Origin of the sequence: Mycobacterium mantenii, assembly GCF_010731775.1 — a bacterium.
Taxonomy (GTDB): Bacteria; Actinomycetota; Actinomycetes; order Mycobacteriales; family Mycobacteriaceae; genus Mycobacterium; species Mycobacterium mantenii.
On sequence record NZ_AP022590.1, the window covers coordinates 4,863,623 to 4,879,623 of the forward strand.

Consider the following 16,001-nt stretch of genomic DNA (forward strand, 5'->3'; position numbering starts at 1 on the left):
CGCCGCCGATGATTTCGACGCCGTCGTCGTCGTTGGGGGTACTCAATGCGTCACCATCCTTTGTGGACTAAGAGTGTGGCGTCGTGCCGTTTCCGCGCCATTCATAAATTCGGGCACCGCCATTGTCGTAGATCAACGCCCACGACTTCGACTTATCCAGTGACACTAGTCCTTCGGGTACGGCGAACCCCCGGACAGTCGGCGTGCTGGTGTAGATGTACCGAATATTGAGAGCTTTAATCGCTTCGAGGACCCGTGGATCGGAGTCACCTTTGCGGGCCGAGGTCCAGAAGATGTACCGGTAATAACCCGGGCCGGTCTGCTGTGGGAAGTCATAGTGGGTCCACAGCGGGTGCAGGTCGGCGACCGCGTACATCCACGCGGTGCCGTCGACGTTCGAGTTCCCGATCAGGGTGTCGTGCGCACCGGGCAGCTTGGCCAGATAGGCCATGGCCATCAGGTCGCGCTGGTCAACCATGACCGAGTCGTATTTGTCGCCGAATAACACCAGGTGCCGGTAGAAGTAATGGCGCCCGCTGAGCACGGTGGCCGCCACCAGCAGAACCGCGGTGATCGCGATCCAGACCGGGGTGGCCAGCGGTCTGAAACGGGAGGTGACCCGCTTCGCCCCCGCCACCACCGCCATCACGATCGCGAACAGCGCGACACCGGCCATCGGCTCCAACAACAGCGTGATGGCCGCCGAGATGCGGCGGGGATCTTTGTAGAAGAACTCGCCGAACATTCCGGCCACCGCGCCGATCGGGCCGCCCAGCGGGTTACCGGCGTCGACGTTCACCACGACGAGCAGCAACCACACGGCCAGCGGCCACCAGATCTTCTTGATCAGGAAAATGGCCCCGCCGATGGCGCTGACCGTGATCAGCCCGTACTGGACCGGGAAGTCGTTGAGGTGGCGCGAGTGCTGGAAGACCGCGTCGAAGATCCCTCGCTTCTTGCTGAGGTGGCTCAGAAACGAGTGTCCGGCAATGATGTCTTCCTGCCCCTGCACGCTGATGAATTGCGGCAGCAGGATCAAGCCGGTGATCACGGCGACGCAGGTCAGGGTCAGGAAATCGGCCAGCCTCCCGCGCACCGGCCGCCACAACGCCGCCAGGGCCCACCAGGCCAGCAAGAACAGCAACACGATCACCCCGCCTGTGATGTGCACGGACATGACGCCCACCCACGCCAGGACGGCCGCAGGGATGCGGTCGCGGTGCCGCAGCGTGGTGGTGATCAGCACGAACGCCGGGACCGCGACCCCGTAGGCGGCCAGGTTGGGCATCGCGGCGACGCCGAACTCGACGTAGGGAACCGCGGTGAACGACGCCGACAGCGCGGCCGCGGTGGCCGCCGCCCCGGCACAGCACCACTGCGTGGTGCGCGGTCGCAGCAGATGCCAGGTGAGCATCGCCGCGCTGGTGGGGAACAGCCAGACCGCCGCCGCGACCGAACTCAGCGTGTAACCGGTGGTGGGCGCCACCCCGGTCAGCTGGCAGAACACGGCGATCAGGGCGTGGAACACCGACGGGTAGTACAGCGTCTTATGGGTCTCGACATTGCGCAGCTCTCCCATGTGCGTCGACGACGCCTGACCGGTGTCCAGGATGAACCGCACCTCGTTGGCGTGCCAGACGGCGTCCCAGGTGCTCGGGATGGTCTGCCAGTGGGCGGCCAGGCCGCGATAAGCGGCCCACATGATGAGCAGGGCACCCAGCAGCACGCCCGCCCCCACCGTGATGGCCGGCCAGCGGCTGACCCCGCGGCCCTCGGCGTGACGGTCGCGGTATCGGGCGAGCAGCAGCTGTAGGCCGGTCATCAGCAGGCACACCACGACCAGCGCGGCCAGCGCGGTCCACCCGTTCCACGGAATTCCGATGGCGCCGAACGGAATAATGGCCAGCGCGACCACGCCGTAGGTCAGCGCCGGGCCGATCGCGACCGCGACCGGCCAAGACAACTGACTGATGCGTGCGATGATCGCCCCGGGCGCTATCAGCAAAAACAATGCAATGAGCGTTCCGAACCAGAGCCCCACTCGACTAGTATGGCTGGCCGGGTGCCCTGGCTCGGAAAGCCACCAACTGGCCGGAACCTGTGTGGCACCCGCTACCGTCACAGTTTCGCAAAAAAGCGGAAGCTCTAAGGTGGCCCACATGGCATATGACGTCGCCCGGGTGCGCGGACTGCATCCGTCGCTGGGTGACGGGTGGGTGCACTTCGACGCCCCGGCCGGGATGCTGATCCCCGATTCGGTCGCGACCACGGTGTCGACGGCCTTCCGCAGGTCTGGCCCCACCACCGTGGGCGCACACCCATCCGCTCAGCGCAGTGCCGCTGTTTTGGACGCGGCACGGGCGGCGGTGGCCGATCTGTTCAACGCCGAACCCGCGGGTGTCGTGCTGGGCGCCGATCGGGCGATCCTGTTGTCCGCGCTGGCCGAGGCGTCGTCGTCACGGGCCGGTCTGGGCTATGAAGTGGTCGTCAGCCGACTGGATGACGAAGCCAACATCGCCCCGTGGCTGCGCGCGGCGCACCGGTACGGCGCCAAGGTCAAGTGGGCCGAGATCGACATCGAGACGGGCGAGCTCCCGACGTGGCAGTGGGAAGGCCTGATCGGAAAGTCGACCAGGCTGGTCGCCGTCGCCTCGGCCTCCGCGACGCTGGGCACGGTTACCGATCTGCGGGCGATGACCAAGCTGGTGCACGACGTGGGCGGCCTGGTGGTGGTCGACCATTCCGCCGCGGCGCCCTACCGGCTGCTCGACGTGAAGGAGACCGACGCCGACGTGGTGGCGGTGAACGCCGCGGCGTGGGGGGGTCCGCCGATCGGGGCGATCGTGTTCCGCGATCCGGCGCTGCTCAACTCGTTCAGTTCCATCTCGCCGGACCCCAAGGCCACCGGGCCGGCCCGCCTCGAGATCGGCGCGCACCAGTTCGGCCTGCTGGCCGGGGTGGTGGCCAGCATCGAGTACCTGGCGTCGCTCGACGAATCCGCTCGCGGCGCCCGGCGCGAACGGTTGGCCGTGTCGATGCAATCGGCCACCTCGTATCTGAATCGGATCTACGACTACCTGATGGTGTCGTTGCGCTCGCTGCCGTTGGTGATGGTGATCGGCCGTCCCGAGGTGCGCATCCCGGTGGTCAGTTTCGCGTTGAACGGCGTGCCCGCCGAGCGCGTCGTGCAGCGGTTGGCGGACAACGGGATTCTGGCCGTCACCAACGAAAGTTCCCGCGCGCTCGATGTGTTGGGCGTCAACGACATCGGCGGCGCGGTCACCGTCGGCCTGGCGCACTACTCGACGACGGCTGAAGTCGACCAGCTGGTACGCGCGCTGGCTTCCCTGGGTTGAGGCTGGGCCGGCCCGCTAAACCGTCAGCACGATCTTCCCGGTCACCGTGCTCGACGTCAGTCGTTGATGCGCCTCGCCGGCCTGCTGAATCGGTATGCGCGCGCCGATGATCGGCCGGACGCGGCCCTCGGCGATCATGGGCCATACCGACCCGATCACCGCCTGCACGATCTCCGCCTTGCTGTTGGGCCCGGTGCCCGGGCGGGCCCGCAGTGTGGTGCCGATGACGCGGGCGCGCTTGGCCAGCAGCTTGCCGATGTTGAGCTCGCCCTTGATGCCGCCCTGCATGCCGATGATGACCAGCTGCCCGTCGGTGGCCAGGGCGTCGATATTGCGGTCCAGATAGGAGGCGCCCATGATGTCGAAGATCACATCGGCGCCGCCGGCCTCCCGCAGCCGCTGGACGAAGTCCTCGTCGCGATAGTTGATGGTGATCTCGGCGCCCAGCTCGCGGCAGAATTCCAGCTTCTCCGCCGACCCGGCCGTGACGGCCACCCGGGCACCCAACGCCCGGGCGATTTGGATCGCGTGCGTTCCGATGCCGCTGGCCCCGCCGTGCATCAGCAGCAGCTGGCCCTTGCCCAGGTGGGCGGTCAGCACCAGGTTCGACCACACGGTGCAGGCAACCTCGGGCAGCCCGGCGGCGTCGACCAGATCGACGCCGTCCGGAATGGGCAGCAGCTGGCCGGCGGGAACGGCGACGTACTCGGCGTATCCGCCCCCGGCGAGCAGCGCGCAAACCTGTTGTCCGACAGACCATTCGGCGACACCCGAGCCGACGTCGGCGATGACGCCGGACACTTCCATGCCGATGATCTCGCTGGCTCCCGGTGGGGGCGGATATTTGCCGGCGGCCTGCAGCAGATCGGCGCGGTTCACGCCGGCGCCGGCCACCTTGACCAATACCTCGCCCGGCGCGGCGGAAACGTCGGGCACTTCCTGCCAGGAGAGCTGATCGGGTGATTCGGCGACGATGGCGCGCATGGTGGCCACGCTACCGACCCCCGTTACCCTTACTCGTGGTGGCGTGGCAGAGCGGCCTAATGCACTCGCCTTGAAAGCGAGAGACGGCTAAAACCGTCCGGGGGTTCAAATCCCTCCGCCACCGCTCTCACGAGTCGACACTCTGGTGCAGCGTCGGCGCGTAGCGCAGCACCGCACCCACGCCGTCGGCCGGGGCGATCCGCTCGTCGGTGCGCACCAGGGCGGCGCCGACCGAGATCGCCGATACCGGCAGCGCCTCGTCGGCCCGCAGCGTCTTGGCGGGAGCGGCGCCCTGCTCGGACAACACGTTTTCGTCGGGGCAAGCGTCGTCAAGCCTTCGTCGGCGACGACGGTCGCATCGCCGATGTCTCCGATGATCAGCGTCTCCACCGCGCCTTGACGCAGCGCCGAGCAGACCGCGCCGAGTCCCTCGGCCGCCAGCCCGGACTGCCGCCCGATCTCGGCGGTAAAGCGCTGCGCCGCATCGTCGATCGTGCGCAGCTGGCGCTTGACGAATTCGTTTTCGATGGCGTGCTCGATCTCGCTGAAGTCGTGACCGCTGTGGCGTGCGCCCACCTCGAGCGCCACCGCACGCTGCTGCAACCGCTCGGGTAGCGCGGCGAGCAGATCGGAACGCGAGCGCACCTCACCGACCACGAAGATCACCTCGATCGCCTTGTCGTCGGCGAGCTCCGCGACGCGGTCGGCGACGGCCCGCAAGTTCTTGCGGCCCGCCTCTTCGGTCCGCAACTGGAGGTCGCCGTAGCCCGCGAACTCGGCACCGGCGGATTTGTGCACCGGATGGCCACCGCCATCGACGGTCTCGGTGCGCAGCGTTCCGCCGATGTGCGTGGTGATGTCAGCACCACTGTGGTCGACGACTACCAGCACGTAGTCGGGATGATCGAAGCTCTGCTCCAGAATCGTTACCAGATAAGGCAATCGGAGACCCGCACAACATCGATGGCGGCGGGGCGCGCCAGGTGCTCGTTGATGACCGCACCGTCGGCGCTGGCGACCACCGCGCGTCCACTGCGGCCGATCGGCGGACGCAGGTTCATCACCGCGTCCTCGATCTGGCCGATGACCGTTGCGCCGGCGCCCTGCCGGTCCAGCTCTTCTCGGACCGCCCGCCACTTCAGCTCGAGTTGAGCCTCGGCGTTGTGCGTGTCGTGTGAATCGTCGAAATACACCGAAGCGAACGGCCCCGGTGCGTCCAGCAATTTGCGGAAGCGTTGCGAGTCCATGCCTTGTTGGTTGCTCCCCGAGCCGGGGGACAAACACCTAGCTTCGGTCGCCCTCGCTGTCGTCGAAGAAGTGCCAGTCGCCGTCGTGCTTCACTTCCATGCGCCAGCCGAGTTCGCTGTTGTCGGCCTTGTTGTCGACGAACCACGCATGTGCGTCGTCGGCGCTTTCGATGTCTTTGGTCGCGACGACGTCACCCTTCGGATCGAGCACTCGATAGGTAGCCATGCGGGCAGTGTTCCCACTGCCCGTCGCCGTCAACCGGTCGGGATTTCGGCGGTGATCGTGTCCAGCAGGGCCGTATACCGCTTAGCTTCGGGATCCCGCCCGGGTTTACCACTGCTCACCACGCCGGCCGACAGCCCGCGCGCGGGGTCGGCCCAGATCGCGATGTTGACCAGGCCCAGGTTCCCGAACGCGTGTGGCGCGTTGCGCCCGAACGGCCCCCACCGATTGGTGCCGAGGATGTACCCGGTGCCCCAGCGGGCCGGCTGCAACCCGACCGCGAAATCCGGTCGTAGCCTTCGGCATTCGGTAATCGCGCCGTACATGGTCTCCGGGCTGATCACCCGCACGCCGTCGAGTTCGCCTCCACGACGCCAGATTTCGGCGAACCGCGACATCTCCTGCGCGGTCGACACGGTGTTGGACGACGGGATGATGGTGTTGAGGAACAGCGGGGTGTTGGTGATCGGGATCATCTCGTGCACGGTCCCGCCGATCGCCTTGCGGAAGATCTGGGCGATCACCGGCGGCAACGGGCGGCCGGTGGCGTGACTCGGCGCGACCAACGGCAGGTCTTCCTCGGCGACGCCGAAGTTGGTCCACCGGAAACCGAGCGGGCCGAGGATCTCGGTGGCCAGGATCTCGCGAATCTCCTTGCCGGTGGCCGCGTAAACGAGCTCGCGCACCAGCGGGCCCCAGGTCAGCGCGTGGTAGATGTGCACCAGCCCGGGCCGGTAGAGCGGGCGCAGCTCGCCCAACTTCTGCTGTGCGTACTCGTGGTCGTCCGCGCGTTTGACGTCCGGCTTGGTCCCGGTCGGGAAGGGCAGTCCGGCGCTGTGGGTCATGACGTGGCGGGTGGTGATCCGATGCTTGCCGTGACTGGTGAACGTGGGGATGTATTCGCACACCCGGTCGTCTAGGGAGAAGACACCGCGCTCGACGAGCATGTGCACCACGGTCGCCGCCATTCCCTTGGCCGCCGAGTACACGCAGAAGGGTGTGTCGGGCGTGACGGGGATCTTCTCCGCATCGGGCGGATCGCTCGGGGCGTTGCCCCAGCCGTGGCCGATCGCGCGGTTGAGCACGACGCGGCCATGCTGGCGGATGCACAGCTGGATGGCGGGGTGGAAGCCGGCCCGGTACCAGTGCCGGGCGGCCTGCCAGATCCGGTCGACGGCGGCGCTGTCGATTTCGGAGTGGTCTTCGGCACCGATCGCCGTCACGGCGTCCAAGTCCGCCGGAAGGCGGATCCTGCCGTCTGCCGTCACGGGCGCCGCTCCTCCTCATCGCTGCGCCCTGCATCGTCGCCAGCGCGTGTCGTCGTCACCTCAGCGAGGGTACGTGGCGTCCAATCACTCGCCCTTGAACTGCGGCGGGCGCTTCTCGAACGTCGCCGCGATGCCCTCGGTCAGGTCCTTGGACGGCAGGAAGGCGGCGTTCCAGGCGGCTACGTAGCGCAGGCTCTCCGACACCGCGGCGACACGCTGCTGGTCGAGAACGTCCTTGATGCCGTGGACGGCCAGCGGGGGATTGGCGGCGATCTCCGCGGCGGTGGCGTTCGCCGCGGCCAGGGTGGCGTCGGCGTCGGCGTACACGTCGTTGACCAGGCCGATCTTCTCGGCGCGGGCGGCATCGATGTCCTTGCCGGTCAGCGCTAGTTCGCGCAGGTGTCCGTCGTTCAGGATGTAGGGCAGGCGGGCCAGGCTGCCGACGTCGGCCACGATGGCGAGCTTGACCTCGCGCACCGAAAATTTGGCGTCGACGCTGGCGTAGCGGATGTCGACCGCGGAGATCAGGTCGACGCCGCCGCCGATGCACCAGCCGTGCACCGCGGCGATGGTCGGGGTGCGGCAGTCCGCGACGGCGGTGATGGCGCCCTGCATGCGCTTGACCTCGCGGTGGAACGCCGCGCGCGGGCCGGCCAGCGCGGCACCGGACAGCAGCGGGGTGAACGCGCCGCCCATCGCGGGCACGTCCAGGCCGTAGCTGAAGTTCTTGCCCGACCCGGTCAGCACGATGGCCCGCACGTCGGGGTCGGCGTCCAGCGCCGCGAACAGCTCCGGCATCTCCGACCAGAAGGCCGGTCCCATCGCATTGCCCTTGCCTGGCCCGATCAGCGTCACCTGGGCGACGTGGTCTTTCGTCTCGACGGTGACCGATTCGTATGCTTGCGCCATATCGAGACCGTAGCGTGGCGAATATGGCTCCTGACTTGCGACCCGGACCGCATTCACCGCCCACCGACGAGCTGCACAGCGCTGAAGACACCTTCGGGGTGCTGCAGCGGGTGCTGCACACCATCGCCGCCGACGACCTGTCCCGCCAGACTCCGTGCGCGGAATTCGACGTGTCGGCGCTGACCGGGCACCTGCTGAACTCGATCAGGGGCCTCGGGGGCATGGTGGGCGCGGAGATTCCGGAGCGCGACGAGGGCGATTCGGTGGAGCGTCAGGTGGTCGCCGCGGCCCGGCCGGCGCTGGACGCCTGGCACCGCCACGGTCTGGACGGGACGGTGCCGTTCGGAAAGGGCGAGATGCCCGCAACCAGCGCGTGCGCCATCCTGTCGATCGAATTCCTGGTCCACGCTTGGGATTACGCCGCCGCGCTGGATCACGAGATCAATGCTCCCGAGCCGCTGGCGGAATACGTGCTGGGGCTCGCGCGGCACATCATCAGGCCCGAGTTGCGCGGTCAGGCCGGATTCGACGACCCGGTCGACGTCCCGGCCGACGCCGGCGCGCTCGAGCAGCTGGTCGCGTTCACCGGCCGCAATCCGGCGGGGTAGCGCGGCGCTGGGCGTCGAGTGTTGCGCCACTGCGGGCGCGCCCGGCGTGTCGCCGCGCTGGACGCACACGCAAAACCGTCAGTTCACACTCGACGGCCAAAGCGACGGCCCGGGAGTTACTCCCGTTCCAGGTAGAAGTAGTAGTACTTGCCGTTATCCCGGACGCCCTTGCCGTTCATGATGCCCATCACGGCGTCGTCGTCGATCTTCTTGAAGTGATCGTGCACCGGCTGGCCGTCGTAAACCATGGTGGCGGTGACCTCCCCGCGGAACTCCTCCAGCCACAGGCTGGCCTCACCCTTGCCCATCTCCACGTTGGAGAACTTGTTGCCGTCGGCGTCCAGGCAGACCAGGGGCTGCACGTCGCGGACGGACTTGAAGGTCTTGCCGTACCAGCCGGCCTTTTCCAGTTGGCCGTTCATCTTGTGGCCGGTCTGGAATTCGCCGCCCTTCCACTCGCCGAGCATCCCCTCGATCGTCGCGGGCTGAAGTTGGGCCCAGAATTCGTCGAGCTCGGAATCCGCGATGTCGCCGCTGCGCTCTTTGAACTCGGTGAACTTCTTCCGCGCGAGGTCCACGGACGACTCCTTACGATTCGGTGCGGGCAATCCAATCGCGGGCAAAATGCAGCAGGGCGTCATTTTCCTCCGGCGCGCCAATCGTGACACGGACGCCTTCGGCCGCGAACGGCCGCACCACCAGATGGGCGTCGGCGGCCTGCTCGGTGAAGTCCATGGTGCGCTCGCCCAGCGGCAGCCAGACGAAGTTGGCCTGTGACGGGGGCAGCTCGAATCCGGCGTCGCGCAGAGCGTCGCTGACGCGGGTGCGCTCGACGACCAGCGCGTCGGTGCGCGCCATCAGCTCGCCGGAGGCCTCGAGGGACGCGATGGCGGCAGCCTGAGCGACATTCGTCACCGCGAACGGCATGACCACCTTGTCCAGCGCCGTGATCAGGTCGGGGTGGCCGATCGCATAACCGACGCGCAAGCCCGCCAACCCGTAGGCCTTCGAAAAGGTCCGCAGCACAACGACATTGCTGCGGGTCAGCGCCAAGTCCAAGCTGTTGGGCAGCATGCCGTCGCGGATGTATTCGACGTAGGCCTCATCGATGGCGATCAACACGTGCGGCGGCACGGCGTCGACGAATCGCGTCAGCGCGTCCGGGTCGACGACGGTGGACGTCGGATTGTTCGGGTTGCACACGAAAATCAGCCGGGTGCGGTCGGTGATCGCGGCGAGCATCGCGTCGAGATCGTGCGTGTGGTCGGTCAACGGCACTTTGACGGTCGCAGCGCCCGACACCTGGATGATGGGCAGGTAGCACTCGAAGCTGCGCCAGCCGATCATCACCTCGTCGCCGGCCGTGGCGGTGATCTGAACCAGCTGCTGGCACAAGGTGACCGAACCGCTACCGACCGCGATGTGCTCGGGGGCGACGTCGGAACCCAGGTGCATTGCCAGCGCGGCCTTGAGGTCCACGCTGGCGTTGTCCGGGTAGCGGTTGACGACGGCTACCGCACGTTCGATAGCCGCGTGCACGCTGGGTAACGGCCCGTACACGGTCTCGTTGCTGGCCAGTTTGATAGAGCCCGGCACGTTCTTGCCGGGGACATACACTGGCAGTCCGGCCAGTTCGTTGCGAAGGCGAGCGGTCACTTCGACAGTTTATGTCTCGACTGTGTACAGTATGGCCGGTTCCGCGAGACCGGAAAGGGGTCGGTACCCTCAGAAAGTCCAAGGGAGGCGTGCCAGAGCGGCCGAATGGGGCTCACTGCTAATGAGTTGTCCCCCTCAAAGGGGACCGGAGGTTCAAATCCTCTCGCCTCCGCCACGGAACACGGATCGACAACTGAAGAACAAGGCGCCCGTAGCTCAACGGATAGAGCATCTGACTACGGATCAGAAGGTTAGGGGTTCGAATCCCTTCGGGCGCGCTCACTGATCGCCGCCGCCTTTAAATCAGCCTCTGCGGTGCTGATGCACGTACGTTGCCTACTCTGCGCGGCGGAGAACCGGGCCCCAGGACACGACCTCCGGGTGCTGCCTGAGGAGGGCACGGCGCCGCCGTTCGGTCATCCCGCCCCAGACGCCGAATTCGACTCGGTTGTCGAGCGCCTCAGCGCCGCACTCGATGATCACCGGGCAGTGCCGGCAGATCGCTGCGGCTGTGTGCTGGGCGGCGCCGGGCACGAATAATTCCTCCGGATCGATCACGAGACAGCGCGCTTCGGACACCCAGTCGGAGCGGGAGTCGGTTTTCGCGATGTGGACAGAGCGGTGGACTGAACCAGTTGTGTTGCTTGCTGCGGTGCTCCCGGTAGCTGACATCAGTCCCCCTTTCACACTCGGCCGAAATCAGCAGACGAGTTCGATTTCCTGTCTCATCCCGCAGCGAACGCGGGGGGCCGGGTTCCCGGATGTTTCAATCTCCCACTGCTGCGCGGATAGGCCGGTGTCGATCAGGCGTCTGTCGCGACCGTATGAAAAAGTCCTGAAGCAAACCTAGGGGCTAATGTCACAAGCGCTCAGGCGCTAAGGTGTCTCTCGCGCGACGCCTGACCACGCACGGAAGGTTAGGGGTTCGAATCCCTTCGTGCGCGCTCGCCAGCTCAGGGTTCGGCAATCCGAAATGATTCGAATCGTTAAGACCCAGTTTCTTGTCGTCGAGGTTTTTCGCCGATAACTTCCGCTCATGACCAAGAGCATTGAGCAGATCGGCGGCGGCGCCGGCGGCGGTTTCCTGGGTGGCGGCGCCGGTGGTGGCTTTGTCGGTGGTGGCGCCGGCGGCGGTTTCCTCGGTGGTGGCGCCGGCGGCGGCTAAGCCTCCGATTCGCGCATCCCACTCGGCCCGACGATCTGGCCGGGGGGTTCGTCGGGCCCGCAAGCGGCCGGCAGTTCGAACTGCATCCACGCGACGTCGTGCCAACTGCCGTGTTTCCACTCGACACGTCGGTATAGCCCGGCGTCGGTGAACCCGAAAGAGCGGTGGAAGCTGTTGCTGGCCTCGTTGGGTTGGGTGATGCCGGCAAACGCCTGCCGGTAGCCCCGCTCGGTGAGCCTGTGCAACAGCTCCGTGTAGAGCGCGCGCCCGCCTCCGGTGCGGCGATAGTCGGCGTCGAGGTATATCCCGGTCTCGGTCGACCACTGGTGCGTCGCAAGGCGGTTGAGTGCGTGCCCGTAGGCGAAGCCGATCACTCGGCGATCGCGTTCCAGCACAAGCCATTCGTGGCTCGTCTGGGCGGCGGCGATGCGCGCGGCCATCTCATTTTCGGTCGGGACGGCAATCTCCCAACTGATGACCGTGTGCTCGACGTACGGCCGATAAATGGCAAGGCACGCAGCGGCATCCGCTGCCGATGCCGGGCGGACCAGGCCGCTGCTCGCCTGCACGTCGCCGCGCTAGGGGCGCGGTTGGAAGGGTCCGCCGAACGGTCCCCGGCGGGGTGGTTCGGTCACGGTTTGCGTGACGGTGCTGGTTTCGGTGCTCGGTGCGACCGTGGTCGGCGGCTCCGTCGTCGTGGGCGTGTCGGTGCTCGGCGGCGGGGCCGTCTCGGTCACGGTTTCGGTCGGCGCCCCGCCACCGCCGCCCCCGTGGTGCCGCGGCTCGTGCGTCGTCGTGGTCGCTGGGGCGCTGGTGGACGGGACGGGGGTCGTCGGCGTTGCGGGGCTGGGCGCCGGAGACCCGCTCGTGAGCTTGACCACCGCGAACACCAGCGCGGCCAGCAGGATCACCCCGATGGCCCCGGCCGCGACCAGCGCCGCCGGACGGCGGTACCACGGCGTCGGCGGCTCCGGTGGTTGGGCCTGCGGCTCGTCATACCCGCCGTACCGCGCGGCCGCGGTGGGCTCGGAGTAGTAATCCGGTTCCTCGGGATAAGGCGGCACGAGTGGAGATGTTAGTAGGTCAGCCCTCGCCGGAGATGAGGCCCAGCGCACGCTCGAACAGGTGCACCGTGGCGGCGTGCAATTGGTCGCCGACCTCCTTCTCCGCCTTTCCGGCGCAGGCCCGGGCCAGCGTCCCCTCGATCACGATCCCGAGCTTGAAGCAGGCCAGCACCGTGTACCAGGTGACATGGGACAGGTCGCGGGTGGTGTTGGCGGCGTAACGCTCGAGCAGCTCGTCGGTGCTGGCCAATCCGTCCTGGCCGCCCAGGGCGTGGCTGAACACGCTGGAACCGTCGGGCTGGCGCCAGGTGGCCAGCAGCCAGCCCAGATCCAGCAGCGGGTCCCCGATCGTGCACATCTCCCAGTCGACGATCGCGACCACGTCCGGGCCGGTGCGGGAGAACATCACGTTGGCGGCGTGGTAGTCGCCGTGCATGATGCCCGGCGTCCAATTGGCCGGCCGGTGCCGGTCCAGCCAGGCCGAGACTTCCTCGATGCCCGGGATGTCGGGCCCGGGGTAGCCGTCGTACTCGTTGTAGGACTCCAGCTCCGAAAGCCAGCGCGGCACCTGGCGTTCCAGGAAGCCCTCGGGCCTTCCGAAGTCGGCGAGACCCACCGCGATGTGGTCGACGGCGCCCAGCTTGGCCAGCGCGTCGGCCATCGACAGGCCCATGCCGTGCCGCACCTCGGCGTCGCCGGCGTGCAACGGTGGCAGGGTTTCGCCCGCGTTGAAGCCGTCGACCGGGTCCATCAGGTAGAAGACGGCGTCGCCCAGCACCGCGGGGTCCTCGCAGGCGGCGATCAGGTGTGGATGGGGAACATCGGAACCGGCAAGTGCGGCAAGGACTTTCGTCTCCCGCAAGATCACGCTATTGCTGCGCGGACGCAGGTGCCGAGGCCCGCGCCGCAGCACGTAGGTCCGGCCGGCCCTGGTGAAACGCAGCATGACGTTCTGGGTTCCGCCGGTGACACTGGAAACGTCCTGCAGCGGCCCCTCGCCGAGGCCCTGCCCGGACATCCACTCCGCTACGGCTTCCAGATCTACGTAGTTCACTCCTCAGCCCTTCGCGTGCGGCGTGTATCGGACGGTCTGCACCCGGATCATGCCTTCGCGGAACACGAACGTGTCAACACCGTCGTCAACCCGGTTGACCGCTGAATCGGCGGTCCACTCGAGGAACAACACGTCGTCATCGAACAGCTGGGTTTTCAAGTCCCAGTTCGCATCCGGCAGATCGCCGAGCAGTGTCGCGAAGACTCTGCGGATGGCATCCTTGCCGCGGGCGACGCCGGCGGGGCTGATCAGCACGGAATCCTCGGCATAGTCGACGACGATCTCAGCGAGGTCGCCGGCGGCCAGCGCCGTGCCGTGGTGGGCGAACACCTCCTGCGGCGTACGCGGGGTAGGCGTCATGGCACTCCCTTGCAACCTGTGGACCGTCTGGGAAAAAGACTAGGGCAGGGGCGAGGGGCGGCCCCGGGCGGCGGCGGCTGGAAGAATAGTGTGCATAACTTACTTTCTGGGGAAGGAAATGCCGATGCCGCGGACCGACAACGACTCCTGGGAGATCACTCAAAGCGTGGGCGCCACCGCGCTGGGTGTCGCCGCGGCTCGCGCGGCCGAGACCGAGAGCGAAAACCCCCTGATCAGCGACCCGTTCGCGCGCGTGTTCGTCGACGCCGCCGGCGAGGGGATGTGGAGCATCTACGCCGACCCCGCGCTGCTGGCCAAGGCGGGCGACGGGGAGCCGGACCTGCGGAACCGGCTCCAGCTGATGGTCGACTTCATGGCCACCCGGACGGCGTTCTTCGACGAGTTCTTCCTCGGTGCCGCGGACGCCGGCGTCCGGCAGGTGGTGATCCTGGCGGCCGGCCTGGACGCGCGCACCTGGCGGCTCCCATGGCCCGACGGCACCGTCGTCTATGAGCTCGACCAGCCCAAGGTGCTGGAGTTCAAATCCAACACGCTGCGCGAGCACGGGGCGGAGCCCAAGGCGCACCTGGTCAACGTTCCGATCGACCTGCGCCAGGATTGGCCGAAAGCGTTGCAGGAGGCCGGATTTGATGCCTCGAGGCCGGCGGTCTGGTCGGCCGAGGGCCTGGTCCGTTACCTGCCGGCGCAGGCCCAGGACCTGCTGTTCGAGCGGATCGATTCGCTGAGCGCCGAGGGCAGCAGGCTGGCGTCCAACGTGCCCGACTCGGGGTTCACCGACCCCGGTCGTGTGCAGCGCCAGCGCGAGGACATGCGACGGATGCGGGCCGCGGCCGCAGAACTGGTCAACGCCGAGATCACCGACTTCGACGACCTCTGGTACCCGGAGGAGCGCACGCCCGTCGACGGCTGGCTGCGTGAGCGTGGCTGGGATGTCACGACGGCGACGTTCGCGGAGTTGATGGCGCGGTACGGCCGCAGCGTTCCGGCCGGCGCCGACGACTCGATGCCGCCCACCCTCTACGTGTCCGCGCAGCGACGAGCGGGCTGATCAAGGGACCCACGGGTCGCCGCGAGTCCCAAACGCGCAGCACCGCAACGCCTCTCACTGCAGGTGAGGTGCGGGCCCGGGACGGCCGGTACCCTCGCCGTTATGGCTGATCGACGCGCCCGGGTCGGTGATGTGCATGAGATCGCCGCCGCGATGCACGTTCAGCGCCTGGAGGGGCCCAAGGGCAACGCTATTTACCAGGTGGGCGGAAAGTCGTTCGTCTTCTTCCGCACACCGCGGCCCGACGCGGCCGATCCTGACACCGGCGAGCGCTATGCGGACGTGATCATGCTCTGGGTGGAATCGGAGAGCGACAAGTTGGCGTTGATCTCCGATCCCACGTCGCCGTTTTTCACCACGGATCATTTCGACGGGCATCCTTCGGTCCTGGTGCGGGCCAGCCGGCTGGCGGAAATCAGCAGAACCGAATTAGCTGAGCTGATCCAGGACGCCTGGTTGTCCCGGGCGTCGAAGAAGCGGGCCGCGACCTGGCTCGTCGACCATATCTGACGCTGCGACCTGTGCCGACAAGCCCTGCCGCATAACCAATTGCATGTTTAGACATGAGTCGAATGGGTAACTTCACGTCCACGAGAAAACTTCTTCTCGAACATATTGGAGGTCACGATGCGTGGCAGCGGGATCATCGGAACGGTTGCTTTGGTGTGGTTGCTGATCGGAGTCTTCGCGGCGTGGCAGCGCGACTACTTCAAAAATGACAACTCATCATGCGCCTCGGCGGGCACGGTTGCGGTGACCGTGATCGCCGGACCCCTGAATTATTTCGGTGTCAATCCGAAAGTCACGGATTGCCATCTGCCGCAACCAAGTTCAATGGAATCCATCAACCTCTAACCGCTCACTCAAAAGGAAGTCAACATGGTTATCTTGGGAATTGTCCTTCTTGTATTGGGGTATTTCTTCCACGTATCCATCCTGATCACGCTGGGCATCGTCCTGCTGGTCATCGGTGCGATCCTGTGGATTCTGGGCTCGGTCGGCCGCCCGGTGGCCGGCAGGCGCTACTGGTATTAACCG

General features: G+C 66.9%; 18 protein-coding genes, 3 tRNA genes and 2 pseudogenes. 10 read left to right on the forward strand and 13 right to left on the reverse strand.

Annotation, left to right across the window (positions count from 1 at the left end):
• Nucleotides 1-67: 67 nt before the first annotated feature.
• Nucleotides 68-2,041 (reverse strand): DUF6541 family protein, encoded by a 1,974-nt coding sequence (locus tag G6N50_RS22135; protein WP_083097284.1) that lies wholly within the window; start codon nt 2,039-2,041, stop codon nt 68-70.
• A gap of 118 nt (nt 2,042-2,159) precedes the next feature.
• Here G6N50_RS22135 and G6N50_RS22140 point away from each other — a divergent pair, with 118 nt between their 5' ends.
• Entirely contained in the window at nt 2,160-3,356 is a 1,197-nt protein-coding gene (locus G6N50_RS22140) for a cysteine desulfurase-like protein (RefSeq protein WP_083097285.1), read from the forward strand.
• Nucleotides 3,357-3,371: 15 nt separating this feature from the next.
• Here the strand turns inward: G6N50_RS22140 and G6N50_RS22145 are convergent, their stop codons facing one another.
• Complete coding sequence (locus G6N50_RS22145; RefSeq protein ID WP_083097328.1) at nt 3,372-4,340, reverse strand: NAD(P)H-quinone oxidoreductase; 969 nt, start codon at nt 4,338-4,340, stop codon at nt 3,372-3,374.
• Between the two features lie 37 nt (nt 4,341-4,377).
• On the opposite strand from G6N50_RS22145, the gene G6N50_RS22150 reads away from it, so the two are divergent.
• Nucleotides 4,378-4,464, forward strand: a tRNA-Ser gene (locus tag G6N50_RS22150).
• 3 nt (nt 4,465-4,467) lie between these two features.
• On the opposite strand, the pseudogene G6N50_RS22155 reads toward G6N50_RS22150, so the two are convergent.
• From G6N50_RS22155 to G6N50_RS22170, 4 genes and pseudogenes are all read right to left on the reverse strand, one after another.
• Nucleotides 4,468-5,587, reverse strand: a pseudogene (locus tag G6N50_RS22155) (Rv2629 family ribosome hibernation factor).
• A gap of 37 nt (nt 5,588-5,624) precedes the next feature.
• Entirely contained in the window at nt 5,625-5,813 is a 189-nt protein-coding gene (locus G6N50_RS22160; protein WP_083097286.1) for a hypothetical protein, read from the reverse strand.
• A gap of 29 nt (nt 5,814-5,842) precedes the next feature.
• Nucleotides 5,843-7,078 (reverse strand): lipase LipE, encoded by a 1,236-nt coding sequence (gene lipE, locus G6N50_RS22165; protein WP_083097287.1) that lies wholly within the window; start codon nt 7,076-7,078, stop codon nt 5,843-5,845.
• 84 nt (nt 7,079-7,162) lie between these two features.
• Nucleotides 7,163-7,987 (reverse strand): crotonase/enoyl-CoA hydratase family protein, encoded by an 825-nt coding sequence (locus G6N50_RS22170; protein ID WP_083097289.1) that lies wholly within the window; start codon nt 7,985-7,987, stop codon nt 7,163-7,165.
• 23 nt (nt 7,988-8,010) lie between these two features.
• On the opposite strand from G6N50_RS22170, the gene G6N50_RS22175 reads away from it, so the two are divergent.
• The gene (locus G6N50_RS22175; RefSeq protein WP_179970050.1) at nt 8,011-8,595 is read left to right on the forward strand and encodes a TIGR03086 family metal-binding protein; all 585 of its coding nucleotides are present in this window, start codon (nt 8,011-8,013) and stop codon (nt 8,593-8,595) included.
• Nucleotides 8,596-8,711: 116 nt separating this feature from the next.
• Here G6N50_RS22175 and G6N50_RS22180 read toward each other — a convergent pair whose 3' ends face one another.
• Nucleotides 8,712-9,173: a DUF4334 domain-containing protein gene (locus G6N50_RS22180; RefSeq protein ID WP_083097291.1), complete on the reverse strand. Its 462-nt coding sequence runs from the start codon at nt 9,171-9,173 to the stop codon at nt 8,712-8,714.
• A 10-nt stretch (nt 9,174-9,183) separates the two neighbouring features.
• Nucleotides 9,184-10,251 carry a histidinol-phosphate transaminase gene (hisC, locus tag G6N50_RS22185; protein ID WP_083097292.1) on the reverse strand — a complete coding sequence of 356 codons (1,068 nt, stop codon included), beginning with the start codon at nt 10,249-10,251 and terminating at the stop codon, nt 9,184-9,186.
• An 83-nt stretch (nt 10,252-10,334) separates the two neighbouring features.
• On the opposite strand from hisC, the gene G6N50_RS22190 reads away from it, so the two are divergent.
• Together G6N50_RS22190 and G6N50_RS22195 are read left to right on the forward strand one after the other, a co-directional pair.
• Nucleotides 10,335-10,426: transfer RNA gene (locus G6N50_RS22190), tRNA-Ser, on the forward strand.
• Nucleotides 10,427-10,456: 30 nt separating this feature from the next.
• A tRNA-Arg gene (locus G6N50_RS22195) sits at nt 10,457-10,529 on the forward strand.
• Nucleotides 10,530-10,571: 42 nt separating this feature from the next.
• On the opposite strand, the pseudogene G6N50_RS22200 reads toward G6N50_RS22195, so the two are convergent.
• Nucleotides 10,572-10,923: pseudogene (locus G6N50_RS22200) on the reverse strand (WhiB family transcriptional regulator); the annotation flags it as partial.
• A 364-nt stretch (nt 10,924-11,287) separates the two neighbouring features.
• On the opposite strand from G6N50_RS22200, the gene G6N50_RS29775 reads away from it, so the two are divergent.
• A complete protein-coding gene (locus G6N50_RS29775; RefSeq protein ID WP_264028567.1) occupies nt 11,288-11,416 on the forward strand; it encodes a hypothetical protein in 129 nt (42 codons plus the stop codon).
• Here G6N50_RS29775 and G6N50_RS22205 read toward each other — a convergent pair.
• From G6N50_RS22205 to G6N50_RS22220, 4 genes are read right to left on the reverse strand one after another with little or no spacing between them, the layout of a single operon-like run.
• Nucleotides 11,413-11,985, reverse strand: a complete 573-nt coding sequence (locus G6N50_RS22205; RefSeq protein WP_232068817.1) for a GNAT family N-acetyltransferase — start codon at nt 11,983-11,985, stop codon at nt 11,413-11,415. The two genes, G6N50_RS29775 and G6N50_RS22205, sit on opposite strands and share 4 nt — an antisense overlap.
• A gap of 9 nt (nt 11,986-11,994) precedes the next feature.
• Nucleotides 11,995-12,480: a hypothetical protein gene (locus G6N50_RS22210; protein WP_083097294.1), complete on the reverse strand. Its 486-nt coding sequence runs from the start codon at nt 12,478-12,480 to the stop codon at nt 11,995-11,997.
• 19 nt (nt 12,481-12,499) lie between these two features.
• Nucleotides 12,500-13,498, reverse strand: coding sequence for a phosphotransferase family protein (locus tag G6N50_RS22215; protein ID WP_276053088.1), 999 nt, complete (start codon nt 13,496-13,498; stop codon nt 12,500-12,502).
• A gap of 39 nt (nt 13,499-13,537) precedes the next feature.
• The gene (locus G6N50_RS22220; RefSeq protein ID WP_083097297.1) at nt 13,538-13,894 is read right to left on the reverse strand and encodes a nuclear transport factor 2 family protein; all 357 of its coding nucleotides are present in this window, start codon (nt 13,892-13,894) and stop codon (nt 13,538-13,540) included.
• 124 nt (nt 13,895-14,018) lie between these two features.
• Between G6N50_RS22220 and G6N50_RS22225 the strand changes: the two genes are divergently transcribed.
• The 4 genes from G6N50_RS22225 to G6N50_RS28915 all read left to right on the forward strand — a co-directional run bounded on the left by G6N50_RS22225 (nt 14,019) and on the right by G6N50_RS28915 (nt 15,998).
• Nucleotides 14,019-14,963 carry a class I SAM-dependent methyltransferase gene (locus G6N50_RS22225; protein ID WP_083097331.1) on the forward strand — a complete coding sequence of 315 codons (945 nt, stop codon included), beginning with the start codon at nt 14,019-14,021 and terminating at the stop codon, nt 14,961-14,963.
• Between the two features lie 102 nt (nt 14,964-15,065).
• Nucleotides 15,066-15,473 carry an MmcQ/YjbR family DNA-binding protein gene (locus tag G6N50_RS22230; protein ID WP_083097299.1) on the forward strand — a complete coding sequence of 136 codons (408 nt, stop codon included), beginning with the start codon at nt 15,066-15,068 and terminating at the stop codon, nt 15,471-15,473.
• 105 nt (nt 15,474-15,578) lie between these two features.
• The gene (locus G6N50_RS22235; protein WP_067836350.1) at nt 15,579-15,818 is read left to right on the forward strand and encodes a hypothetical protein; all 240 of its coding nucleotides are present in this window, start codon (nt 15,579-15,581) and stop codon (nt 15,816-15,818) included.
• A 24-nt stretch (nt 15,819-15,842) separates the two neighbouring features.
• Nucleotides 15,843-15,998, forward strand: coding sequence for a DUF6131 family protein (locus G6N50_RS28915; RefSeq protein WP_165606956.1), 156 nt, complete (start codon nt 15,843-15,845; stop codon nt 15,996-15,998).
• The last annotated feature ends 3 nt before the right edge of the window (nt 15,999-16,001 follow it).